17 protein-coding genes and 1 tRNA gene are annotated in these 24,046 nt (G+C 66.0%); 11 read left to right on the plus strand and 7 right to left on the minus strand.

The annotated features are described in order from the left end of the window. Positions 1 to 45: 45 nt before the first annotated feature. The 8 genes from ACNI3R_RS07475 to bglA all read left to right on the plus strand — a co-directional run bounded on the left by ACNI3R_RS07475 (position 46) and on the right by bglA (position 14,906). Complete coding sequence (locus ACNI3R_RS07475) at positions 46 to 2,457, plus strand: TonB-dependent receptor (RefSeq protein WP_426181387.1); 2,412 nt, start codon at positions 46 to 48, stop codon at positions 2,455 to 2,457. A 62-nt stretch (positions 2,458 to 2,519) separates the two neighbouring features. After that, complete coding sequence (locus tag ACNI3R_RS07480; RefSeq protein ID WP_426181390.1) at positions 2,520 to 3,764, plus strand: amino acid permease; 1,245 nt, start codon at positions 2,520 to 2,522, stop codon at positions 3,762 to 3,764. Between the two features lie 96 nt (positions 3,765 to 3,860). Then, positions 3,861 to 6,329 carry a glycogen/starch/alpha-glucan phosphorylase gene (locus tag ACNI3R_RS07485; protein ID WP_426181392.1) on the plus strand — a complete coding sequence of 823 codons (2,469 nt, stop codon included), beginning with the start codon at positions 3,861 to 3,863 and terminating at the stop codon, positions 6,327 to 6,329. 78 nt (positions 6,330 to 6,407) lie between these two features. Beyond that, complete coding sequence (gene glgB, locus ACNI3R_RS07490; protein WP_426181395.1) at positions 6,408 to 8,567, plus strand: 1,4-alpha-glucan branching protein GlgB; 2,160 nt, start codon at positions 6,408 to 6,410, stop codon at positions 8,565 to 8,567. Further along, complete coding sequence (glgC, locus tag ACNI3R_RS07495) at positions 8,564 to 9,847, plus strand: glucose-1-phosphate adenylyltransferase (protein WP_426181398.1); 1,284 nt, start codon at positions 8,564 to 8,566, stop codon at positions 9,845 to 9,847. The genes glgB and glgC overlap by 4 nt, the downstream gene beginning before the upstream one ends. Positions 9,848 to 9,853: 6 nt before the next feature. Beyond that, entirely contained in the window at positions 9,854 to 11,317 is a 1,464-nt protein-coding gene (gene glgA, locus ACNI3R_RS07500; RefSeq protein ID WP_426181400.1) for a glycogen synthase GlgA, read from the plus strand. Then, positions 11,314 to 13,284 carry a glycogen debranching protein GlgX gene (glgX, locus tag ACNI3R_RS07505; protein WP_426181402.1) on the plus strand — a complete coding sequence of 657 codons (1,971 nt, stop codon included), beginning with the start codon at positions 11,314 to 11,316 and terminating at the stop codon, positions 13,282 to 13,284. The genes glgA and glgX overlap by 4 nt, the downstream gene beginning before the upstream one ends. Further along, positions 13,281 to 14,906 carry a beta-galactosidase BglA gene (bglA, locus tag ACNI3R_RS07510; RefSeq protein ID WP_426181405.1) on the plus strand — a complete coding sequence of 542 codons (1,626 nt, stop codon included), beginning with the start codon at positions 13,281 to 13,283 and terminating at the stop codon, positions 14,904 to 14,906. The genes glgX and bglA overlap by 4 nt, the downstream gene beginning before the upstream one ends. Before the next feature lie 34 nt (positions 14,907 to 14,940). Here bglA and ACNI3R_RS07515 read toward each other — a convergent pair whose 3' ends face one another. Beyond that, on the minus strand, positions 14,941 to 15,408 hold the full coding sequence (locus ACNI3R_RS07515; RefSeq protein ID WP_426181408.1) for a VOC family protein: 468 nt from the start codon (positions 15,406 to 15,408) through the stop codon (positions 14,941 to 14,943). Between the two features lie 193 nt (positions 15,409 to 15,601). On the opposite strand from ACNI3R_RS07515, the gene ACNI3R_RS07520 reads away from it, so the two are divergent. Both ACNI3R_RS07520 and ACNI3R_RS07525 read left to right on the plus strand, forming a co-directional pair. Then, on the plus strand, positions 15,602 to 17,710 hold the full coding sequence (locus ACNI3R_RS07520) for a TonB-dependent receptor (protein WP_426181411.1): 2,109 nt from the start codon (positions 15,602 to 15,604) through the stop codon (positions 17,708 to 17,710). 139 nt (positions 17,711 to 17,849) lie between these two features. After that, entirely contained in the window at positions 17,850 to 19,397 is a 1,548-nt protein-coding gene (locus ACNI3R_RS07525; RefSeq protein ID WP_426181414.1) for an alkaline phosphatase D family protein, read from the plus strand. Here ACNI3R_RS07525 and ACNI3R_RS07530 read toward each other — a convergent pair. From ACNI3R_RS07530 to ACNI3R_RS07545, 4 genes are all read right to left on the minus strand, one after another. Then, positions 19,384 to 19,572 (minus strand): DUF1289 domain-containing protein, encoded by a 189-nt coding sequence (locus tag ACNI3R_RS07530; RefSeq protein ID WP_426181417.1) that lies wholly within the window; start codon positions 19,570 to 19,572, stop codon positions 19,384 to 19,386. The genes ACNI3R_RS07525 and ACNI3R_RS07530 overlap by 14 nt on opposite strands. A 9-nt stretch (positions 19,573 to 19,581) precedes the next feature. Continuing rightward, entirely contained in the window at positions 19,582 to 21,654 is a 2,073-nt protein-coding gene (locus ACNI3R_RS07535; protein WP_426181420.1) for a protein-disulfide reductase DsbD family protein, read from the minus strand. A gap of 56 nt (positions 21,655 to 21,710) precedes the next feature. Then, on the minus strand, positions 21,711 to 22,415 hold the full coding sequence (gene gspN, locus ACNI3R_RS07540) for a type II secretion system protein N (RefSeq protein WP_426181423.1): 705 nt from the start codon (positions 22,413 to 22,415) through the stop codon (positions 21,711 to 21,713). 70 nt (positions 22,416 to 22,485) lie between these two features. Next, on the minus strand, positions 22,486 to 22,869 hold the full coding sequence (locus ACNI3R_RS07545; protein WP_426181425.1) for a DUF983 domain-containing protein: 384 nt from the start codon (positions 22,867 to 22,869) through the stop codon (positions 22,486 to 22,488). A gap of 96 nt (positions 22,870 to 22,965) precedes the next feature. On the opposite strand from ACNI3R_RS07545, the gene ACNI3R_RS07550 reads away from it, so the two are divergent. After that, positions 22,966 to 23,039 (plus strand) — tRNA-Gly (locus ACNI3R_RS07550). Here ACNI3R_RS07550 and ACNI3R_RS07555 read toward each other — a convergent pair. Then, entirely contained in the window at positions 23,005 to 23,424 is a 420-nt protein-coding gene (locus ACNI3R_RS07555) for a hypothetical protein (RefSeq protein ID WP_426181428.1), read from the minus strand. The genes ACNI3R_RS07550 and ACNI3R_RS07555 overlap by 35 nt on opposite strands. A gap of 270 nt (positions 23,425 to 23,694) precedes the next feature. Continuing rightward, positions 23,695 to 24,046: hypothetical protein (locus tag ACNI3R_RS07560; RefSeq protein WP_426181430.1), on the minus strand; the 352-nt coding region annotated here is incomplete at its 5' end.

Genomic DNA, 24,046 nt, shown 5'->3' on the forward strand with positions numbered 1-24,046 from the left:
ACAAAAAAGAGAATCGCAGAAGAACGAAACAAAAAGGGGTTTGCAATGCGAGACATGAACACAAGACGGCTCCGCGGCTTCGCTGGAGCCTGTGCGGCGGTGATGGCCACCACCGCGCTGACGCCGGTCTTCGCCCAGGAGGCGCCATCGTCGGCCGTCGCCGATGACGGCGAGATCATCGTCACCGCGCAGAAGCGATCGGAAAATCTGCAGGATGTGCCGGTCCAGATCACCGCACTCGGCACCGCGACGCTCGAGCGCTACAATGTTTCGAGCTTTCAGGATTACCAGAAGCTGCTGACCAGCGTCAGCTTCCAGAGTTTGCAGCCCGGCAGCACGACCGTCTATTTCCGCGGCGTCGCCAGTGGCGGCGACGGCAACCATTCGGGCTCGCTGCCTTCGGTCGGCGTCTATCTCGACGAGCAGCCGATCACGACAATCGGTGGCACACTCGACGTCCACATCTACGACGTCGCGCGGATCGAGGCACTGTCGGGCCCGCAAGGCACGCTGTACGGCGCGTCGTCGCAAGCCGGGACGATCCGCATCATCACCAACAAGCCCGATACCGGCGGCTTCGCAGCAGGAGCGGATGCCGAGATCAATAACGTCAAGAAGGGCGGAACCGGCGGCAAGCTCGAAGGCTATGTGAACCAGCCGATCAACGAGGATGTCGCGATCCGTCTGGTAGGGTTCTACCAGAAGGATGCGGGTTTCATCGACAATGTCCCAGGCACCCGGACCTTCACCAGCGGCGTTACGATCAACAACACTGCCGATGTCGATAAGGACTATAACACGGTCGAAAGCTATGGCGGCCGCGCGGCCCTGCAGATCGACCTGGATGACGACTGGACGGTAACGCCGACCTTCCTCTACCAGAAAACCAAAGCAAACGGCTTCTTCGGTTCGGACGCCCAGGTCGGTGACCTCGCGGTTCAGCATTTCGGCGACGAATATCGCAACGACCGCTTCTGGCAGGCAGCTCTGACCGTACAGGGCAAGATCGCCGATTTCGACCTGACCTACGCTGCCGCCTATCTCGACCGCGAGATCAACCAGTTCAGCGACTACACCGATTACGCGGTCGCCTACGACATCCTCTATGCCCCGGCGGCGAGCTTCTCGAGCTACTTCACAAACAGCGCCGGCGCCTTCATCGATCCGTCGCAGCACATCCTGGGCAATGATCGCTACAAGAAGCACAGTCAGGAGCTTCGCCTCGCTTCGCCATCGGACAAGCCGTTCCGGGTGATCGGCGGCCTGTTCTATCAGCGGCAGACCCACGCAATCCTGCAAGATTACAAGATCTTCGGCCTCGATCCAGCGACGTCGGTCAACGGCCGGCCGGGCACGATCTGGCTGACCAACCAGAAGCGCATTGATCGCGACTATGCCGCCTTCGGCGAAGTGAGCTACGACATCACCCCTACCCTCACAGCGACCGGCGGTCTGCGCGTTTTCAAATATGACAACTCGCTGTTCGGCTTCTTCGGTTTCGGCACCGGCTTCAGCGGCCGCACCGGCGTAGCCGCCTGCTATCGCGACGCCAATGGAGCCTTCCTCGGTCCCATCATCGACGGCGCTCCCTGCACCAATCTTGGCGACGTCTCCGGCAATAAGGTTCGTCCGAAGCATGCGAAGGGCGATGGCACGACCCACCGCCTGAACCTGTCGTGGAAGATCACGCCCGACGCGCTCGTCTATGCGACCTGGTCGCGGGGCTTCCGTCCGGGTGGTATCAACCGCCGCGCGACGGTGGCGCCCTATGGCGCCGACTATCTGACCAACTACGAATTGGGATGGAAACTCACGACGCTCGACGGAAAGCTGCGCGTCAATGGCGCCGTCTTTATCGAGGACTGGAAGAAATTCCAATTCTCCTATCTGGGCGCCAATAGCTTCACCGAGATCAGGAACGGACCCGACGCGCGGATCAAGGGCATCGAAATGGACGTGACGGTGCGCCCGATCCAGGGGCTCTCCCTGGTCGCAAGCGGCACCTATCTCGACGCAAAGACACGCAACAACCTCTGCGCGACCGACGATCCCACCGGCGTCTGCAATCCGGCCACAGGCAATTCGATTCTCGCTGCCAAGGGCACCCGCCTTCCCGTGACACCGAAGTTCAAGGCCACCGGCACGGCTCGATACGACTTCACTGTCGGAGCGAACAAGGCGCATGTCCAGGGCGTCGTCACCCATGCCAGTTCGGCCTCGTCCGACCTGCGCACGGCCTTTGCCAATGCCGTCGGTCGGCTGCCATCCTACACGACGGCGGACTTCTCGGCGGGCATGGACTTCGGCGCGATCAACGCCGAACTGTTCCTGACCAACGCCTTCGACAGCCGGGGCCAGACCACCCGCGCGGTGCCTTGTGGCCAGTGCACGATCCGCCCCTATGCCTATTTCGTGCGACCGCAGACACTGGGCCTTCGTCTCGGCTTCGAATATTGAGGCAGGAGGACAGCTCGGGCGGCGCACCTACAGGTGTCGCCGCCCGTCCCCTCGGACTTGTGATGACGACGGCGCTGGTCGTCGGCAACATGATCGGGTCCGGCGTCTACATGCTGCCGGCAAGTCTGGCGCCTTATGGCTGGAACGTCATTCCGGCCTGGGGCATCACGATCGCCGGCAGTCTCGCCATCGCTGCGGTGTTTGCCGGCCTGTGCCGGCAGATGCCGCAGGCCGGTGGTCCCTATGTCTATGTGCGGGCGGCGTTCGGGAAGGACGTCGCCTTCTTCATAGCCTGGTCCTACTGGATCTCGCTGTTCGTCGGTAACGGCGCGATCGCGGTCGCGACGGTCAGTTACCTTTCGTCCTTCATCCCGGCGCTCGCCAGCAACGCCCTCTGGTCGACCGCAATAACGATCCTGCTGGTCTGGACGATGACCCTGATCAACATCAGCGGAACGCGCAATGCCGGCTGGGTCCAGCTCGTCTCGACCCTCCTCAAGATATTGCCGCTGATCGCGGTCGTGCTCATCGCTGCCATTGCGGCGCCGCAGGGGGGCCTCTCCCTGCCCGATCCGCACCGTCCCGAAATCGGGCTGGCCGCGATTACCACGGCGGGCACCCTTACTCTCTGGGCCTTTCTCGGCCTCGAATCCGCGACAGTCCCTGCCGGCAAGGTGTCCGAGCCGGAAAAGACCATACCCCGCGCGACCTTCGGCGGCACCGCCGTCACAGGGCTCATCTATCTGTTCGCCTGCACCGCCGTCATCCTGCTGCTGGCGCCCGAAGCCGCCGCCCGGTCAGCCGCGCCGTTCGCCGACGTGATCGGGCGGTATTGGGGACCCAATGCCGCGCATATCGTCGCCGCCTTCGCGATGATCAGCGCACTCGGCGCGCTGAACGGCTGGATCCTGCTGCAGGGTGAGATGCCGGCAGCGATGGCGGCCGGCGGGGTCTTTCCTCGAGGCCTCGCCAAGCTCGCGCCCAATGGCGTGCCGGTTCGCGCGCACCTCCTGTCGAGCAGCCTCGTCACCGCCATTCTCGCGCTCAATGCGAGCAAGACGACGGTGAGCCTGTTCACCTTCGTCGCCCTGATCGCGACCACGGCCGCTCTCGTGATGTACATCGTCGTCGCTGTCGCCGCGCTGCGCATCGGCGGGGTCAAGCGCTGGGTCGCGGTAGCGGCCGGCATCTATGGCGCGTGGGCGCTGGTCGGCGCCGGCCTTGAAGCCAATCTGTGGGGCGCACTTCTTCTGATCATCGGCCTGCCGGTCTGGTTCCTGATGCGCCAGAACCGACAACCCGCCTGACCGCATTCATTTTGTCGCAGTGCAGCAAATCAGTTGCGGCGGGCTTTTGGCGCGATAAACTCACGCTCGACACACATAATCTCGGGGAGTCGCGACATGAACCGCGCCAACAGCAGTGCCACCCTGCCCAAGCCCGCCCAGCGCAGCACGGAGCCGGACGCGCTCGCCGAGGAGATCATCGAGCGGCTGACCTACCGGATCGGCAAGAATGCCGCCGCCGCCAAGAGCCATGACTGGCTGGCCGCGTCGATCCTGGTGATCCGCGACCGTGTGATCGACCGTTGGATCGAGACCACGCGCGAGACCTACGAAAATGGCGGAAAGCGCGTCTATTATCTCAGCCTTGAGTTCCTGATCGGCCGGCTGATGCGCGATGCCATCTCGAACATGGGACTGATGGACGAGATGCGCGAGGCGCTCTCCTCGCTCGGCGTCGACATCGATCTGATCCGCGAGCTCGAGCCCGACGCAGCGCTCGGCAATGGCGGCCTGGGCCGGCTCGCCGCCTGCTTCATGGAGTCGCTCGCTTCGGTCGATATCCCCGCTTATGGCTATGGCATCCGCTATGTGAACGGCATGTTCCGGCAGGAGATTTCGGACGGCTGGCAGGTCGAGCTGCCCGAAACCTGGCTCGCCCATGGCAATCCCTGGGAATTCGAGCGCCGCGAAGCGAGCTACGAGATCGGCTTCGGCGGGGTCGTCGATCTCGCGGCAGCCGATGGCAGCGGCGACCATGCGCGCAGCTGGAAACCGCAGGACCGCATCATCGCCACCGCCTTCGACACCCCGGTGGTCGGATGGCGCGGCAAGCGCGTGAACACGCTGCGCCTGTGGACTGCGCAGCCGATCGACCCGATCCTGCTCGACGCTTTCAACGCTGGCGACCACATCGGCGCGCTGCGCGAAAGCAACAAGGCCGAGGCGCTGACCCGCGTCCTGTATCCGGCGGACTCGCACCAGGCCGGTCAGGAGCTCCGCCTGCGCCAGGAATATTTCTTCTCCTCGGCATCTCTGCAAGACATCGTCCGTCGCCACATCCAATATTTCGGCGACATCCGCAGCCTGCCGGACAAGGCGGCGATCCAGCTCAACGACACCCATCCGGCGGTGTCGGTCGCAGAACTGATGCGGATCCTGATCGACCTGCACAGTCTCGACTTCGACGAAGCCTGGGAGATCACCCGGCGGACTTTCGGCTATACCAACCACACGCTGCTGCCCGAGGCGCTGGAAAGCTGGCCGATCCATCTGTTCGAACAATTGCTGCCTCGCCACATGCAACTGGTCTATGCGATCAACGCCAGGCTGCTGATCGAAGCACGCCGCGACCATGGCTTCGACGATGGCGCGATCTCGGCCATCTCACTGATCGACGAGGGCGGCGAGCGCCGCGTACGGATGGGCAATCTCGCCTTCGCCGGGTCGCACAGCGTCAATGGCGTGTCCGCGCTCCACACCGAGCTGATGAAGGAGACCGTCTTCGCGGCCTTCCACCGGCTCTATCCCGACCGGATCAACAACAAGACCAACGGCATCACGCCGCGCCGCTGGCTGATGCAGTGCAATCCCGAGCTGACCGCCCTGATCCGCGAGGCGATCGGCGAAGCCTTCCTCGACGATGCCGAGGCGCTGCGTGCGCTGACGCCCTTCGCCGAGGATGCTGCCTTCCGCGAGAAATTCGCGGCGGTGAAACTCGCGAAGAAGGTCGCGCTGTCGAACCTGCTGCGCGAGCGCATGGGGCTGAAGATCGATCCCGCCGCGATGTTCGACACGCAGATCAAGCGCATCCACGAATATAAGCGGCAGTTGCTCAACATCATCGAGGCGGTCGCGCTCTACGACCAGATCCGCTCGCATCCAGAGCGCGACTGGGTGCCGCGCGTAAAGCTGTTCGGCGGCAAGGCCGCGCCGAGCTATCACAACGCAAAGCTGATCATAAAGCTGGCCAACGACGTCGCCCGGGTGATCAACCATGATCCCGCCGTGCAGGGCCTGCTCAAGGTCGCCTTCGTCCCGAATTACAACGTCTCGCTGGCCGAGATCATGATGCCCGCTGCCGACTTGTCCGAGCAGATCTCGACCGCCGGCATGGAGGCGTCGGGTACGGGCAACATGAAGTTCGCGCTAAACGGTGCGCTGACGATCGGCACGCTCGACGGCGCCAATGTCGAGATGCGCGACCATGTCGGGGCAGAGAATATGATCATCTTCGGCCTGACCGCCGAAGACGTCGGCAAGGCCCGCACCGAGGGGCATCAGCCGCGCGCGATCATCGAAGCGTCCCGGGAGCTCAGCCAGGCGCTGCACGCGATCTCGGGCGGAGTGTTTTCGCCCGACGACCGCGATCGCTACAAGGCGCTCGTCGCCGGCCTGTACGACCATGACTGGTTCATGGTCGCCGCCGACTTCGATGGCTATGCGGCAGCCCAGCGCCGCGTCGACCGGATCTGGGAAGATCGCGATAGCTGGAACGCCATGGCGATCCGCAACGTAGCGGGGATGGGCTGGTTTTCGTCCGACCGGACCATCCGTCAATATGCCCGTGAAATCTGGGATGTGCTCTGATCTGCTGTTGCTCAACCGCCAAGTGGGGCCCATGATGACGCTCCAGCCCCGCGCGGGGCCTGTGAGGCAGTCGATCGCGTGACCTTATTGTCCTCTGACGAGATTGCCGCTCTGGCCGAAGGCCGTCATGCCGACCCCTTTGCCGTGCTCGGCGTTCATAAAGCGGACCGAGGGCTCGTCGCGCGGATCTTCGCACCTGGCGCCGAGAAGGCAGAGGCGGCCGATCTCGAGGGGCGCCGGATCGGCAGCCTGACGATGCTCCACCCCGCCGGGCTGTTCGAGGGGCGCCTGTCGATCCGCAAGCCCCGCCCGCTCCGCTACAGCCTGTCGGCGGGGGACGCGAGTTGGTCCATGACCGACCCCTATAGCTTCGGCCCCGTGCTAGGCCCGATGGACGATTATTATATCGCCGAAGGCTCGCACCTTCGTCTGTTCGATCGCATGGGGGCGCACCGGATCGAGCATGAAGGCGCGACCGGCATGCATTTCGCCGTCTGGGCGCCCAATGCGCGGCGCGTCTCGGTCGTCGGTCTGTTCAACGACTGGGACGGCCGTCGCCATGTCATGCGCCTGCGCCGGGACACCGGCATCTGGGAAATCTTCGTTCCCGACCTGGGCGAGGGTGAGCCCTATAAATTTGAGATCGTCGCCGCAGACGGCGAGCTTCTGCCGCTGAAGGCCGACCCCTTCGCCTTTCGCAGCGAGTTGCGGCCGGCCAATGCCTCGCTGACCGCCGCTCCGCTCACGCATCGCTGGGGCGATCATGCACACCGCGACCATTGGCGGCGCGCCGATGCGCGGCGCCAGCCCATGTCGATCTACGAGGTTCACCTCGGGTCCTGGCAGCGCGCCGAGGATGGTGGCTTCCTTGACTGGGACCGCATCGCCGAGCGCCTGATCCCCTATGCGCTCGATATGGGTTTTACCCATATCGAGCTGCTGCCGATCAGCGAATATCCCTATGATCCGAGCTGGGGCTATCAGACGACCGGCCTCTACGCGCCGACCGCCCGCTTCGGCCCGCCCGAGGGCTTCGCCCGCTTCGTCGACGGTGCCCACCGTGCCGGGCTCGGGATCATCCTCGACTGGGTGCCTGCGCATTTCCCGACCGACGCCCACGGCCTGGCCCGCTTCGACGGCACCGCGCTCTATGAGCATGCGGACCCCCGCAAGGGCTTCCACCCCGACTGGAACACCGCGATCTACAATTTCGGCAGGCGTGAGGTGGCGGCTTTCCTCGTCAACAACGCGCTGTTCTGGGCAGAGAAATATCATATCGACGGGCTGCGCGTCGATGCGGTCGCCTCGATGCTCTACCTCGATTATTCGCGCAAGGACGGCGAATGGATCCCCAACGAGCATGGCGGGCGTGAAAATCTGGAGGCGGTCGCCTTCCTCCAGGCGATGAACCGCGAACTCTACCGCCAGCATCCCGGCAGCTTCACCATAGCGGAGGAATCGACCAGCTGGCCGAAGGTCTCGCACCCGGTCCATGAAGGCGGCCTGGGCTTCGGCTTCAAATGGAATATGGGCTTCATGCACGACACGCTGCGCTACATGGGGCGCGATCCGGTGCATCGCCGCCACCATCATGACGACATCACCTTCGGCCTGCTCTACGCGTTCGGCGAGAATTATGTCCTGCCGCTGAGCCATGACGAGGTCGTGCATGGCAAGGGATCGCTGCTGACCAAGATGGCCGGCGACGATTGGCAGAAATTCGCCAATCTCCGCGCCTATTACGCGCTGATGTGGGGTTATCCCGGCAAAAAGCTGCTGTTCATGGGACAGGAGTTCGCGCAGCGCGACGAGTGGAGCGAGGAGCATGCGCTCGACTGGCATCTGCTCGACGCCCCGGCCCATGCCGGGGTCAAACTGCTCGTCCGCGACCTCAACCGACTCTATCGCGAGCACCCTGCCCTCCATGCCCGCGACTGCGAGCCGGAGGGCTTCGCCTGGCTTATGGCCGACGATGCGGAGCGATCGGTCTTCGCCTGGCAGCGCCGCGCGCCCGGCGAGAAGCCGATCGTGCTGGTGTCCAACATGACGCCGGTGCCTCACCACGCCTATCGCCTCCGCCTGCCGCATGGCGGGCGCTGGCGCGAGATCTTGAACAGCGACGCCGGCCTCTACGGTGGCGCCAATATCGGAAACCAGGGCTGTATCGATGCGGACGGCGACGGATGGGCGACGCTTGTCCTGCCTCCGCTCGCCACCCTGATGCTGGAGGGAGAATGATGGCCGGAAGCATTTCGAGAAGCGATCGTCGCAGCCAGCCTCTCGCCCGCGACGCCATGGCCTATGTCCTTGCCGGAGGTCGCGGGAGCCGGCTTTATGAGCTGACCGACCGGCGCGCCAAGCCGGCCGTCTATTTCGGCGGCAAAGCGCGGATCATCGACTTCGCCCTGTCGAACGCGCTCAACTCGGGCATCCGCCGCATGGGAGTAGCGACCCAGTACAAGGCGCATTCGCTGATCCGCCATCTCCAGCGCGGCTGGAACTTCCTCCGCCCCGAGCGCAACGAGAGCTTCGACATCCTCCCGGCCAGCCAGCGCGTGTCGGAAACCCAATGGTATGAAGGCACTGCCGACGCGGTCTATCAGAACCTCGACATCATCGAGGCTTATGATCCCGAATATATGATCATCCTGGCCGGCGATCATGTCTACAAGATGGACTATGAGCTGATGCTGCGGCAGCATGTCGATGCGGGCGCCGACGTGACGGTGGGCTGCCTCGAGGTGCCGCGTATGGAAGCGACCGGCTTCGGCGTGATGCAGGTCGACGCCAAAGGCCGCATCGTCCAGTTCGTCGAAAAGCCGAAGGACCCGCCGGCCATGCCCGGAAAGCCGGACACGGCGCTCGCCTCTATGGGCATCTACGTCTTCCGCACCAAGTTTCTCGCCGATCTGCTCCGCCGCGACGCGGCCGACGCGACGTCCAGCCATGATTTCGGCAAGGACCTGATCCCCTATATCGTCAAGCACGGCAAGGCGGTCGCCCACCTCTTCTCACAGAGCTGCGTACGCGCGGAGAGCGAGCCCGAGGCCTATTGGCGCGACGTCGGCACGATCGATGCCTATTGGGAAGCGAGCATCGATCTGACCGACGTGGTTCCCAAGCTCGACATCTACGAGCGTGACTGGCCGATCTGGAGCTATGCCGAGGTCATGCCGCCGGCCAAATTCGTCCACAATGAGGACGGCCGGCGCGGCGCCGCCACATCCTCGCTGATCGCCGGCGGATGCATCGTATCCGGCGCCTCGCTGCACCGCGCACTGCTTTTTTCCGGCGTGCGGGTGAACAGCTACTCTTCGATCACCGAGGCGGTGGTGATGCCAGATTGCTACATTGGGCGCGAAGCACGCCTGCACAAGGTCGTGCTCGATCAGGGCGTGCAGATCCCCAAGGGCCTGATCGTCGGTGAGGATCCGATCGCCGATGCGAAGCGCTTCCGGCGGACCGAGAAGGGCGTTTGCCTGATCACCCAGGACATGATCGACCGGTTGGTGGTCTGACCGACCATGTCGCTGCGCCTGCTGTCGGTCACGTCCGAACTTCATCCGCTGATCAAGACCGGTGGGCTGGCCGACGTGGCCGGCGCCCTGCCGCTCGCGCTGGCCGCCCATGGCCTCGAGACCCGCTCGCTGCTACCCGCCTACCCGCAGGTCCAGCGCGCGCTGGCCGGTGTCCGGCTGCGGTCCGTCCATAGCTACAAGACCCTGTTCGGTGGTCCAGCGCGGATAATGGCCGGGCAGCATGAGGGCCACGATCTGCTGCTGCTCGACTCCCCTACCTTGTTCGGCACCCGCGACGGCGGTCCCTATGCAGATATCGCCGGCCAGGACTGGAGCGACAATTGGCGACGCTTCGCGGCGCTGTCTGCCGTCGCCGCCGATGTCGCGACGGGCGCGATCAAGGGATGGAGCGCCGATGTCGTCCACGCGCATGACTGGCAGGCAGCGCTGAGCGCCGCCTATGTTCGCCATGGTCGGCGCCCCGAGCTCCCGGTCGTCGTGACGATCCACAACCTCGCCTTTCAGGGCCGCTTCGATGCCGGAATCTTTCCCGAACTCGGGCTGCCGGCCGGAGCCTTCGCGGTCGATGGGGTCGAATATTATGGCGGGGTGGGTTTTCTGAAGGCCGGCCTGCAATATGCCGATGCGGTAACCACGGTCAGCCCCAGCTATGCCGACGAAATCCGTACGACCGAGGGCGGCATGGGCCTCGACGGGCTGCTCCGCGCACGCGGCAACGCCGTGCTGGGGATCGTCAATGGCGTCGACACGCGGGAATGGGATCCGTCGAGCGATCCGGCCCTCGCCGCCTCCTATTCGCACCGCGCGCTGGGCGGCCGGACCGCCAACCGGCGCGCGCTCGAAAAGCGCTTCGGGCTAAAGCGCGGCCGCGGGCCGATCTTCGCGGTGATCAGCCGCCTGACCTGGCAGAAAGGCATCGACCTGATCCTCGACTCGCTCGATCATCTAGTCGCACTCGGCGGACGCCTGGTGGTGCTCGGATCGGGCGACGGCGCGATGGAGAATGCGTTGCTCGGCGCTGCCGCGCGGCATGCTGGCGCCATCGGCGTGGTTACCGGCTATGACGAGCCGCTCGCCCATCTGATGCAGGCGGGTGCCGATGCGATCCTGATCCCGTCGCGCTTCGAACCGTGCGGCCTGACCCAGCTCTACGGCCTGCGCTATGGCACGGTCCCCGTCGCCGCGCGGACGGGCGGGCTGGCCGATACGATCATCGACGCCAACGACGCCGCGCTGAACGCCGGCTGTGCGACCGGCCTGCTCCACGAGCCCGGATCGGGTGACGCGCTGCGCCAGGCGATCACGCGCGCCACCAATCTCTACGCCGCTCCCGCCATCTGGCAGGCGATCCGGCGGCAGGGCATGCGCGCCGACTGGGGATGGGAGCGCAGCAGCGCGCGCTACGCGGCGCTCTACACCGACCTCGTTGCGCAGGCCGCAACGCGATGATCGACGCGCCGCTCCACCGCTTCGGCGCTCTGCCGCAGGGCGACGGGGTTCGCTTCGCGCTGTGGACCGAGCGCGCGACCGCAGCCTGGCTCTGCCTGTTCGACGCGGCGGGCGATGTCGAGACCGATCGCATCGCGATGACGCGCGGCCCTGCCGACATATTCGAAACCTTCGTGCCCGGCCTCGCACCGGGCGCACGCTATGGCTTCCGCACCGACGGACCCTACGCCCCCTCGCAGGGCGACTGGTTCGACCCCGCCAAGTTGCTGATGGATCCCTATGCGCGGGAGATCGACCGCCCCTATCGCTACGACCCTGACCTTGCCGCGCCACGCGATCAGGGCGCGGACAGCGCGCCGCTGATGCCCAAGGCGATCGTCACCGATATTCCCACTGGAGATCGCCGGTCGCCGCCGCTCTTCCGGCCCGGCGGGCTGGTCTATGAGGTCAATGTCCGGGGCTTCACCAAGGTCCATCCCGAGGTCGACCCGGCGCAGCGCGGAACGATCGCCGCGCTCGCCCACCCCGCGATCATCGCCCATCTCCAGCGGATCGGCGTCGACGTGATCGAACTGATGCCGATCACCGCCTGGATCGATGAGCGCCACCTGCCCCCGCTCGGCCTGACCAACAGCTGGGGCTACAACCCGGTCAGCTTCATGGCGCTCGATCCGCGCCTTGCTCCCGGCGGCCTGGTCGAACTGCGCGACACGGTTCGTACACTCCATGAGGCCGGGATCGGCGTGATCCTCGATGTCGTCTTCAACCATAGCGGGGAGAGCGATCGGCACGGCCCGACCCTGTCGCTGCGCGGGATCGACAACCGCGCCTATTTCCGCACTCTGCGGGACGAACCGGGATCGCTCGCCAATGACAGCGGCTGCGGCAACACGCTCGCCTGCGATCACCCGGCGACCCGGCGGCTGATCCTCGACAGCCTGCGCCACTTCGTCGCGGCAGCGGGCGTCGACGGCTTCCGCTTCGACCTCGCCCCGATCCTCGGTCGCGTACCCGACGGGTTCGAGCCCGACGCCGCGCTGTTCCGGGCGATGCGGGGCGACCCGCTGCTGGCCGACCGAGTCCTGATCGCGGAACCCTGGGACATCGGCCCCGGCGGTTATCAACTGGGCAATTTCTCCCCCGAGTTCCTCGAATGGAACGACCGCTATCGCGACGATGTCCGCCGCTTCTGGCGCGGCGATCCCTATACCATCGGCGACCTCGCCACCCGCCTCGCCGGCTCTTCCGACATCTTCGCCCGGCCGGGGCGAACGCATACGCGCAGCGTCAACTTCATCGCCGCGCATGACGGCTTCACGCTGGCCGACCTCGTTGCCTTTCGCCACAAGCACAACGACGCCAATGGCGAGCAGAATCGCGACGGCCATGACGACAATCTCAGCTGGAACAACGGTGTCGAGGGGCCATCGAGCGACCCGGCGGTGATCGACGCCCGCCGCCGCGATCTGCGCGCTTTGCTGGCGACGCTGTTCGCCTCGCGAGGAACGATCATGCTGACGGCGGGTGACGAGTTCGGGCGGACCCAGCAGGGCAACAACAATGCCTATGCGCAGGACAATGCGCTGAGCTGGCTCGACTGGGCGGATCGCGACACGGCACTCGAAGCGCATGTCGCCCGGCTCGCGCAGATCAGACGCGACCATCCGGCACTGTCCGATCCGCTGTTTGTAACCCCCGAGGATGTCGACTGGCTCGACTTCGGCGGACGTCCCTTCGAAGCGGGCAACTGGCACGATCCTGCGGCCGAACGGATCGTCATGCTGGTCCAGTTGCCCGAGCAGCCGGCCCGCATCGCCGTGGCGATCAACCGCTCGGCCGATCCCGCGCCCGTTCAGATTCCCAGCAACGAGGGCCGGCGCTGGGTGCGGCTCGATGCCGATCTCGAACCGACCGCGCCCGTCGAGCCGCGCAGCGTCGCCTATTTCGCCGAAGAGGATATCGCATGACCGGCAGTGATCCCGACTGGTGGCGCGGCGCCGTCATCTATCAGGTCTATCCGCGCTCCTTTCAGGACAGCGACGGCGACGGCATCGGCGACCTCAAGGGCGTCACCGCCCGGCTCGACCATATCGCCTCGCTCGGCGTCGACGCGATCTGGGTGTCGCCCTTCTTCAAGTCGCCCATGGCCGACATGGGCTATGACGTGTCCGACTATCGCGACGTCGATCCGATGTTCGGTACGCTCGCCGATTTCGACGCACTGCTCGCCGGAGCCCATGCGCGCGGCATGAAGGTGATCATCGATCAGGTGCTCAGCCACAGTTCGGACCAGCACGCCTGGTTCCGCGAGAGCCGCCGCGATCGCACCAACCCGAAGTCGGACTGGTATGTCTGGGCCGATCCGAAACCCGACGGCACCGCTCCCAATAACTGGCTGTCGATCTTCGGCGGTCCCGCCTGGGAATGGGACGGGACGCGGATGCAATATTATATGCACAGCTTCCTGGCGTCGCAGCCCGACTTCAACTTCCACAATCCGGACGTCTGCGACGCGCTGCTCGACATCATGCGCTTCTGGCTCGACCGGGGCGTGGACGGCTTCCGTCTCGATGCCTGCAACCATTATTTTCACGATGCGGCACTACGCGACAATCCCCCTGCCCCGCGCGCGGCGGGCCATGACGTGCCCGACACCAACCCCTATGGCTTTCAGGAGCATCTCTACGACAAGACCCAGCCGCAGAACCTGCCCTTCCTTCAGCGTATCCGCGCGCTGCTCGACGAATATCCGGGCAGCGTGGCTGTAGGCGAGGTCGGCGACGGGGACCGCTCCCCCGCAACGGTCGGCCTCTACACCGGCGGAGGCGACAAGCTCCATTTCTGCTATACCTTCGACCTGTTCGGCAGCGACTTCGTCCCCGTCCTGTTCAGGACGACAGTCGAGAAATTCGACGAGGCGACGCGCGATGGATGGGTCTGCTGGGCCTTGTCCAACCATGACGTGCCCCGCCACGCCACGCGCTTCGCGCGCAAGGGCGACGACCCGGCGCGCATCGCCCGGATGGCGCTCGCCATATTGATCGCGCTGCGCGGCGCCATCTGCCTCTATCAGGGCGAGGAACTGGCGCTGCCCGAGGCCGAGATCGCCTTCGAGGATCTGCGCGACCCCTATGGCATCCGCTTCTGGCCGGCGTTCAAGGGCCGCGACGGCTGCCGCACCCCGATACCGTGGACCGATGGTGAGAATGGCGGCTTCTCGAGCGGAAAGCCTTGGCTTCCCGTTCCAGCCGAACATCGGGCCCGGGCTGTTGCCGTGCAGGAAGCCGACCGCCGGTCGGTCTTGAATTATTACCGCGAAGCGCTCGCCTTCCGGCGCAACAGCCAGGCGCTGCAGCGCGGCGATCTGAGCTTCGTGGAGACGGACGACGATTTCCTCGCCTTCGTCCGTAGCCACGGCCGCGAACAGCTGCTTTGCCTGTATAATTTCAGCCGCGAGCCACGCGACTGGCCGCTGCCGCCCGAGTTCGTCACCGCCTTCGTCGAACGCAGCTCGGCTCCCGGCATCACGACCAACCGCAAGACGATCCGGATGCCCGCGCTGGGCTGGGCCTTCCTGCGGCGGCTATAGGCGCTCGAAGAATAGCGTGCAGCCCGGCCGGTGGTCAGTCGTCGTGCCAGCCCTCGATCAACCACCCCGTCGCGGCGATCACCTCCGTCCGCGACACCGCGCGCACCGGTTGCAGGAACGTCCACAGATGTCCCTCGGGATCGATTGCCCGATAGAGGCGGTCGCCCTGAACCTGATCGGCCGGCGCCTCGACGATCCGCGCACCCGCCGCCGCCGCCCGCACATGATGCGCGTCGAGCCCTTCATCCAGCCTGATATAGAGCGACTGGGTATTGCGTCCGTCGGTCGACATCGGACTGGCGACCTCGTCACACCACTCTCCGTCGACGACAATCAGGCAATCGCCGAACCGCATCTCCGCATGGACGAGGCCGCCGGCCGCGTCGGTGACCATCATGCTCCGCCGGAAGCCGAAAGCCCGCTCCAGCCAGTCGAGCGCGGCGATGGGGTCGCGATAGAAGATACCGACGAAGGAGGAGGGGCGACGGAAGGGATCATTCATGAGGCAACATTATCCCCCAGGGAGGAAGTGCGGATGCTTACCCCAACAGTGCATGTGTTTTCACCCGGCCCCAACCCCTTAACCCCCGATGAATGGTTGCACATTAAAGTTTTTCGCACCGCCGCATAATGGCTTGATATGATATCACCTCCACGCTACCCCGGCGCCATACAGGGTAAAGGGATAGTATATCATGACGCTCACAGCGCGGCTCGTGCTCTCGGTTTCGCCAATCGCCCTCGCCATCCTGCCTTCCGTCGCCCACGCCGACGAGGCCAGCGACAGCTTTCACCGCCAACCCGCATCGGACATCATCGTCACCGCTCCGCTTCAGAGCAGCCGGATGGACGTGCTGTCGGGCACATCGGTACTGACCGGAACCAACCTGACCATCGCGATCCGTCCGACCATCGGCGAAACGATCGAGCATACGCCGGGTGCCTCGGCAACCTCCTTCGGTCCCAATGCGTCGCGCCCAATCCTGCGCGGCCTTCAGGGCGAGCGCGTGCGCGTGCTGACCGACGGCATCGGGTCGATCGACGTATCGAACACCAGCGTCGACCATGCCGTCGCGATCAACCCGCTCCTCGCCGAGCGTATCGAAATTCTGCGAGGCCCGGAGGCGCTGCTCTACGGCTCGGGCGCGATCGGCGGTGTCGTCAACGTCCTCGACAAGCGCATTCCGCGCACCGTTCCCGAGGCGATCCACGCCGACGCGCTGCTGACCTATGGCAGCGCGTCGAACGAGCGCTCTGCAGCGGCTGCGGTCGATGCGCCGATCGGCGGCGGCTTCGTCGCCCATGTCGACGGCAGCTATCTGAAGACCGGGAACATGCGGATCGGTGGCTATGCCCTCAGCCCCGAAGCGCGCGCGGAAGCGCTCGCCTCTGCACAGCTCCCGGCCGACCCCGACGCGGAAGAGCCGATCGATTTCGCCGCCAATGCCGCGATCCGGGGCAAGCTGCCCAACAGCGCCGCCAAGACCTGGACCACCGGCGTCGGCCTCGCTTATGTCGACGGCGACAGCCATTATGGCATTTCCTACAGCCATTATGACAGCCTGTACGGCGTGCCCGTGCGCTACGCGACGCTGCCCGGCGAGGAGCAGGAAGGGCCCCGGCTCAGCCTGGTCCAGAACCGCATCGACGCGCGCGCCGAGATCGACACCGGCGGATCGCTGATCCAGACGGTCCGCGCCCGCCTCGGCTATGCGCGCTATCGCCATTTCGAGCTGGAGGAAGACGGCTCGGTCGGCACCGCGTTCTACAATAACGGCCTCGAGGGCCGCGTCGAGCTGGTCCAGGCCGATCGCGGAATCTGGCATGGTGCGACCGGCGGCCAGTTCTTCGTCCGCGATTTCAACGTCGTCGGCGAAGAAGCCTTCCTGCCGCGCAACCAGACCCAGCAGATCGGCCTGTTCACCCTGCAGCAGCTCGACTTCGGCCAGTTCAAGATCGAAGGCGGCCTGCGCTACGAGAAGAGCTGGCTGTCGGCGAGCCCGTTCGAGGATCAGCCGCAATTCTTCTCCGGCGGGCGCAACTTCGACACGCTGTCGGGCTCGCTCGGCGCCTCCTACAAGCTGTCCGAGAACTGGCGCATCGGCGCGAACCTGTCGCGCACCGAACGCGCGCCGGCGGCCGAAGAGCTGTTCGCCAACGGCCCCCACGCCGGCACCGAGGCGTTCGAGATCGGCAATCCCGATTTCAAGACCGAGCGCAGCTGGGGCCTGGAGGGCGTGCTGCACGGCCAGGGCCAGGGCTACACCTTCCATGCTTCGGTCTATTATAACTGGTTCGACAATTTCATCTTCGACAACCTCAACGGCCAGATCGAGGACGGCCTGCCCGTCTTCGTCTATCAGCAGGCCAAGGCGCGCTTCTATGGCGCCGAGGTCGAGGCGACCGCCGATCTCGCAACGCTCGGCGATTATACGATCAAGGCCGACGCCTTGGGCGACATCGTCCGCGCGAAGATCACCAATTTCGGTCCCGCGCCGCGCATCCCGCCGCTCCGCCTTCTCGGGGGCCTGAGCGCCGTCAGCGACATGATCGAGGGCCGGGTCGAAGTCGAATGGGCCGACAAGGCGCGCCGCCTGGCGGTCTTCGAGACACCGACCGACAGCTATACGATGGTCAACGCCTCGCTGACGCTGCGTCCCTTCACCGACCGCCCGGACACGACGCTGTCGCTGTCCGCGCACAACATCTTCGACGTCGATGCCCGCCGCCATGCGAGCTACCTCAAGGATTTCGCACCGCTCGCCGGCCGCGACATCCGGGTCACTGCCCGCTTCGGCATCTGATCGCTTACCCCCGCCTGTCATGCCGGTCGTCCGAGGACGACCGGCGTGACATTTTTTCCCGGCGACCCCCTCGCTCAATTTCTTGTCGCTCGCCGGGTGCCGTCATAAGGGTGCAACCGGTGTTGGGCAGGGAAAAGCCATGATATCGCGTCGTCAGCTCATCCTCGGTTCCGCCGCCGGCCTCCTCGCCGCTCCCGCCATAGTGCGCGCGCAGCAGCTCTTCCTCGCTTTCCCCTTCCGCCTCGGCATCGCCTCGGGCGATCCTTCGCATGACGGCTTCGTGATCTGGACGCGGCTCTGCCCCGATCCGGTGGACGAGCATGGCGGCATGCCCACCGGCCCGGTCGAGGTCGACTGGTATGTCTATGAGGACGAGGGGATGAAGCGGGTCGCCGCCAAGGGCCGCGAGACCGCCTGGCCCGAGACCGGCCATTCGATCCATGTCGAACTGAGCGGCCTTCAGCCCGACCGGCCCTATTGGTACCGCTTCATCGCCGGGCGCGACAAGACGCAGCTCGGCCGCGCGCACACCCTTCCGCGACCGGGTGCGAAGCTCGACCGCATCCGTTTCGGCGTGGCCGGATGCCAGAATTACGAGGATGGGCTGTTCACCGCCTATGATCATCTGTCGCGCGAGGATGTCGCCTTCGTCTGGCATTATGGCGACTATATCTACGAGGACCGCCCGCGACAGGTGAATTACGAGCGCGACGGCAGCCCGCGCGCCCATGTCCGCGATCATGTCGGGACCGATTGCTACACGATCGGCGATTATCGACGCCGCTACGCCCAGTATAAGCTGGATCCGGACCTGCAGGCCGCGCACCGCCAGCACAGCTGGTTCACCACCTTCGACGATCATGAGGTGGTCGACAACTGGACCTCGGCCACCAGCCCCTATCAGCGCGACCCCGCCCTGTTCGCCTTCCGCCGCGCGGCGGCGATGCAGGCCTATTATGAGCATATGCCGCTGCGGCGCAGTTCGATGCCGTCGGGCGGCGCGATGCAGCTCTACCGCAAGGCGCGGATCGGCGACCTGCTCGACGCGCATTTCCTCGACACGCGGCAATATCGCTCGCCCCTGCCCTGCAATGGCGGGTTCGAGCCGGTCTGCCCCGATGTCGCGCGCAAGGATGCGCAGGTACTGGGCGAGGCGCAGGAGAAATGGCTCGCGCAGGATCTCAAGAGCGGGACCGCGCGGTGGAACCTGCTCGCGCAGCAGGTGATGGTGATGCCGCTCGACCGCCGCACCGACGCGGCGGGTCCGCATCTGCGCAACCTCGACAGCTGGGGCGGCTATGACGCGGCGCGCGAGCGGCTGCTGGCGACCCTCGACGGGCTCGGCAATGCTGTCGTCCTGACCGGCGACGAGCATCAGAATTTCGCCGGTGTGCTGCGCCGCGACGCCGGACGGGGCAAGGCCGTCGCGGTCGAATGCGTGATCAGTTCGATCAGCTCGGGCGGGGACCGCTGGATCAAGCCGGAGAATGCCGAGACGATCCGCCGCAACAATGATTTTCTGGCCTATTCGAGCGACCGGCGCGGCTATGCCGTCTGTGAGGTCGGACGCGACCTCTGGCAGACCCGGTTCCGGGGCGTCGACAAGGTCACCGTACCGGGCTCCCCGATCGAAACCCTGGCGACGGCCAGCGTCGAGCGCGGTCGGCCGGCGCTCAGTCTGTCCTGAAGCTCTCGCGTCCGGCAGCGGCGCGTTCGGGCAAGCGATCGAGCACGGCCAGCCTCGTCCCATCGTCGGCGGTCGGCCAGGCGATGATCTCGTCGATGGTGCGCAGGCAGCCCTCGCATAGCCCGTTGCGCGGCTCGATCCGGCAGATACCGGTACAGGGGGACTCGATCGCCATGAAGGCCGGTCAGGCTGCGAGCGCGGTGAGCATGCCGGGGGTCAGCAACTGGGGCAGCGTCTCCACCCCGCCATCGCGCCGGTAGAAGAGGTAGAGCGGCACGCCCGAACGCCCCTGCGTCTCGAGGAAGCGGCTGATCGCCGGGTCGCCATTGGTCCAGTCGCCGACCATCACCGTGACGCCGGCCCTGGCAAAGGCATCGCGCACGGCGGGGCGGGCGATCGCGGCATTTTCGTTGACCTTGCAGGTCAGGCACCAGTCGGCGGTGAAATACAGGAAGACCGGCTTGCCCGCCGCCTGCAGCGCTGCGAGCTTCGTCTCGTCGAAACGGGCCTCGCCCTGCCCCTCTGCCGTCGCCGCCTCGGCCTGCCCCGCCGCCGCGCCGCCGCCCTGCGCCGGCAGGGCGAGGAACAGCGCCACCGCTGCCGCCAGCGCGGGGGCTACGGGCAACCAGCTGCGCGCCTTGCCCTCGGCCTGCCGCGCCCCGACCCACCAGAGCGCGAGCCCGAGCAGCAGCGCCGCGCCGAGCGCCATCACCTGCGGATTGATCCCCGCCTGCCGCCCGAGCACCCAGGCGAGGCCGAGCGCGGTCAGGAACATCGGCACCGACAATATCCGCCGCAGCCGGTTCATCCAGGCGCCGGGCTTGGGCAACTTCCGCCGCAGCGCGGGCACGAAGCCGATGGCGAGGAAGGGCAAGGCCAGCCCCAGCCCCAGCCCCGCGAACACCGCCAGCGCCGCCGCCGGCGTCAGCGTCAGCGCCGCCGCCACCGCGCCCGCCATGAACGGGCCGCTGCACGGGGTCGCGATCACGGTTGCCAGCACGCCGGTCCAGAAGGCGGGCATGGCGCCCGATCCCCGCGTCAGCGCATCGCCGATCCCGACCGCGCGCAGCTCGAACAGGCCGGCGAGGTTCAGCGCGATCGCGACCACGAGCAGCAGCAGCACGAAGACGATGCGCGGATCCTGCAGCTGGAAGCCCCAGCCCGCCGTCGTCCCCGCCGCGCGCAGGGCGAGCAGGACCAGCCCGAGTGCGACGCAGCTGAGCATCACGCCGCCGGCATAGGCCAGCGCCTCTCGCCGCGCCTGTCCGTCGGTCTCGCCGCTGCGCGCCAGGCTGAGCGCCTTGAGGCTCAGGATCGGGAAGACGCAGGGCATGGCGTTGAGCAACAGCCCGCCGAGGATCGCGCCGCCCAGCGCCAGCGCGAACAGCCGCCAGCCCCCGGCCGGAGCCTCTTCGCCCGCGCCCGCGATCGGCACGCCCGCCGCCGGCACCGCGCCGGGACGCGCGACCACCGACAGGCCGCGATCGGCGCCGATCGCGATCACGCCCTCGATCCGCTGCGGCGCCGCGCTGCCCCGCGCGGCCTTGGTCTCGACGATCAGCCGGTCGTCGCGGCGGCTGACGGCCTGCGGGGCGGCATAGTCGATCACGCCGTCGGTCGACGGGTAGAAATAGGGCGCGACCACAGTCCGCCCGCGCGGGAAGGGAATGGCGATGCGGACCTTCTCGCCGCGCTTCTCGAAGCTGGCCGTCTGGCCCAGCGGCAACGGCAGCTTCGCGCGCCAGCCATCGAAGCTCTGGCGCTGCGCCGGCTGCACCGCGCCGCTGCCCGCGACCAGATCGAGCGCGACCGTTCCCTGCTCGGGCACGCAGATCGTCGGCGAACAGGCCAGCCAGCGCAGCTTGCCCGTGACGCGCAGCCGCGTGCCCGGCGCGACCGACTTCGCCACCGACAGCGGGGCGATCAGCGCATAGGGCCGCTCATAGACATAGTTCATCAGGCCCGCGACGATCAGCCGCTCGGGCACCGGATAGCGGAAGGCGCCGATGGTGACGCCGGGCGGCAGCGTCCATTCGACCGTGACGGGCGCGCCCGCATCGCCCGGATTTTCCCAATAGCCATGCCATGTCGCCTCGGGCGTCATCGACAGCGCGACCGCACTGCGCGCGCCCGGCGCGGGCTGGCTGCTCTCGGCGACCAGCTTGACCGCGATATGCGCGGCGGGCGCAGCCGCGGCCCCCAGCAGCAGCAGGAACAGCGCGACGCAGCGCGACAGGATCGGCAGGATGGTCTTCATGCCGGGCTTATGGCCCCGTCGCGCGGCGGAGGAAAGCGGCCAGGAGGGAAGCCGGCTCAGATCGTCCGCTCTTCCTCATAGGCATAGCCGTCCTCGCTCGGCACGAAGCCCTTGGCCCGGATGACCTGCTCGACGCGCGGCGACACCGGCTTGATGAACAGCTTCACCCGATATTTGTTCGGCGCCAGGATCGTCACCTCCTCGCGCTCGCGCCCGCTCGGGCTCGCCAGGTCGAAGGCGAGATAGCCGTCGCGGCACAGCGCCGGGCCGCTCATCTCGCTCGGCAGGCCGACCGCGGGCAGCGCGCCCGACAGATAGGCGCGCACCTCGCCCCGCCCGTCCTGGCATTCGCCGCCGGGGAAGCCCGCCTTCAGCCCGTCGACGATCAGGGTGACGCTGCCGATCGGCGGCGGCCCGGCCATCATCGGCAGGCCGATGTTGAAGTCGTCGATGCCGAGCCCGCCCCAGCCGAAGCTGAACACGCCCTTCAGCCGCGACACCTCGTCGCTGCCCTCCATGTTCAGGCGCAGCCGGCCCTTGGTCAGGTCCTCGAACGACAGGCGGGTCATCACGTCGCCCAGCTTCACCTTGGCAAGGCTGGCGTCATAGATGCGCCCCTCCCACAAATTGCCTTCGATCTGCGCCGCCTCGAAGCCCAGCTTGCGCATCTGCAGCACGTCGACCGCCGTGGCGAGCGGCACGAACAGCAACCCGACCAGCAGCGCCGCCGCGATCGCCAGGAACCCGAAAATCGTCTTCATCCCATCCCCCGTCTTCGCGGGCGACGGCCCCTCCGGCCGCCCCGCCCGCGCCCCTCAAGCCGCGTGGCGTTCAGCCCCGCGCGAAACCATGCATCCGCCGCGCCCATTGAAAGCCGATCACCCCGCCCTTCAGCGGCTGCAGCATCAGCAGCGCGAGGACAAGGGCGATGGCCGGCCACAGGAACATCTCGATCATCAGCGGCGGATCATAATGGGAGTCGACCATGACGACGATCGGCACCAGCAGATGGCCCAGGATCAGCACGACCAGATAGGCCGGCATGTCGTCCGCCTGGTGCAGCGTCCAGTCCTGCCCGCAGGACGGGCAATGCGGCACCGGCTTCAGATAGCGGCGGAACAGCGGCGCCCCGTCGCAGGCGGGACAGCGCATGCGCAGCCCGCGCAACATGGCGCCGCGCAGATCGCGCTCGCCGCCGGTCGGTGGTCGGTTCATCCCCGACCCATAGCAGATCGCCCGCCCCCGCGAACCCCGCCCGCGATCAATTTCATTGACCGCCGCCGACCGCCTGTGGCATCCGGTCCCCGCCGGGCGGGTGTAGCTCAATGGCAGAGCAGAAGCTTCCCAAGCTTACGACGAGGGTTCGATTCCCTTCACCCGCTCCACCGGCTTTCCGCCGTTTCGCGCTTCGCCGCTAGATTGTTTCGCCCGCATCCGTTCGGAGAGAGAAATTACCACGGCAGCGGTGTCCACGTAGGTGCTCCGAATACGAGCAACGCGATTGGGAGACCAAGCCATAATCCGGGCTGCACCCTCGTCGCTTAGCTCGCATTCAGTCAACAAGAGCGTGTAGAAGGTGCCGCGTGCGTCGTGAAGGTGTTTGGGCCGCTGACCGTCTTCGCCTTCTTCGGTGTGGGCTATTTTGGCCCTGTCGCGGATCATTCCAAAACTGCCGCTGCCGCCGAACCCGCTCGCTGTCCAAGACGCCCCGCGTTCGTTCATCAGCACCGTGTTAATTCCGTCTTTACGCTTACGCGTGCGGAGTTCCACCAGCAGCTCTCTAGCGCTTCGGTCATAGGCACTACGGCCTTTCGCCGTTTGCCCCGGCTCCGCTTCATCGCCGTCTTGACGATGGCAACCTCGCCTAGATGACCCCATGTGAGCGAGACCAGATCGGATCGACGAAAGCCTGCGAGCGCAGCCAGCCGCAGGCCGTCACAGAGAGCCGGACGCTTCGTCTCGATCGCAGCGAGCCGGAACGCTGGAAGGTTGAAACACGTCCTTCTCCACCTGCAATCGGCTCGATTGAACAACGCTTGATCAAAAGTTGATTTTTGGCACCTCGCGCCCTTTGAGCAGGCTATTCGCTACAAATTGGAATTCTCCGACGTTCAGCCTGGAGCCACTCTGCTTGAGCTGTAGAACGCCATCCGCGAACATCCATGACTTAACCGCATTACCGACTAGAGCACCGAACCCATTTTGCCATTGCCGGACCTCAGCTACATCGGGTGGACCGTACTTTGCGCTAAGAACTTCAAGAAGATCCGCATACGAAGTTGAAGGAACCATACTGGCAACTTTCACCAAGCGCGCATCCTCGAAGGTGATCGTCAGCCCCACAACCGGAGCACTACCGAGAGAATATAGCGGGCCAGCAGACATACACTGG

Source organism: Rhizorhabdus antheiae (assembly GCF_049889055.1).
Taxonomy (GTDB): Bacteria; Pseudomonadota; Alphaproteobacteria; order Sphingomonadales; family Sphingomonadaceae; genus Rhizorhabdus.

What these genes read in the sequence shown, in the direction of transcription:
- ACNI3R_RS07485 (WP_426181392.1), top strand. Translation starts at nt 3,861, where the DNA reads ATGAACCGCGCCAACAGCAGTGCCACCCTGCCCAAGCCCGCCCAGCGC.
- ACNI3R_RS07525 (WP_426181414.1), top strand. Translation starts at nt 17,850, where the DNA reads ATGATATCGCGTCGTCAGCTCATCCTCGGTTCCGCCGCCGGCCTCCTC.
- ACNI3R_RS07535 (WP_426181420.1), bottom strand. Translation starts at nt 21,654, where the DNA reads ATGAAGACCATCCTGCCGATCCTGTCGCGCTGCGTCGCGCTGTTCCTG.
- ACNI3R_RS07475 (WP_426181387.1), top strand. Translation starts at nt 46, where the DNA reads ATGCGAGACATGAACACAAGACGGCTCCGCGGCTTCGCTGGAGCCTGT.
- ACNI3R_RS07480 (WP_426181390.1), top strand. Translation starts at nt 2,520, where the DNA reads ATGACGACGGCGCTGGTCGTCGGCAACATGATCGGGTCCGGCGTCTAC.
- bglA (WP_426181405.1), top strand. Translation starts at nt 13,281, where the DNA reads ATGACCGGCAGTGATCCCGACTGGTGGCGCGGCGCCGTCATCTATCAG.
- ACNI3R_RS07545 (WP_426181425.1), bottom strand. Translation starts at nt 22,869, where the DNA reads ATGAACCGACCACCGACCGGCGGCGAGCGCGATCTGCGCGGCGCCATG.
- glgC (WP_426181398.1), top strand. Translation starts at nt 8,564, where the DNA reads ATGATGGCCGGAAGCATTTCGAGAAGCGATCGTCGCAGCCAGCCTCTC.
- ACNI3R_RS07515 (WP_426181408.1), bottom strand. Translation starts at nt 15,408, where the DNA reads ATGAATGATCCCTTCCGTCGCCCCTCCTCCTTCGTCGGTATCTTCTAT.
- ACNI3R_RS07530 (WP_426181417.1), bottom strand. Translation starts at nt 19,572, where the DNA reads ATGGCGATCGAGTCCCCCTGTACCGGTATCTGCCGGATCGAGCCGCGC.
- gspN (WP_426181423.1), bottom strand. Translation starts at nt 22,415, where the DNA reads ATGAAGACGATTTTCGGGTTCCTGGCGATCGCGGCGGCGCTGCTGGTC.
- ACNI3R_RS07520 (WP_426181411.1), top strand. Translation starts at nt 15,602, where the DNA reads ATGACGCTCACAGCGCGGCTCGTGCTCTCGGTTTCGCCAATCGCCCTC.
- glgX (WP_426181402.1), top strand. Translation starts at nt 11,314, where the DNA reads ATGATCGACGCGCCGCTCCACCGCTTCGGCGCTCTGCCGCAGGGCGAC.
- glgA (WP_426181400.1), top strand. Translation starts at nt 9,854, where the DNA reads ATGTCGCTGCGCCTGCTGTCGGTCACGTCCGAACTTCATCCGCTGATC.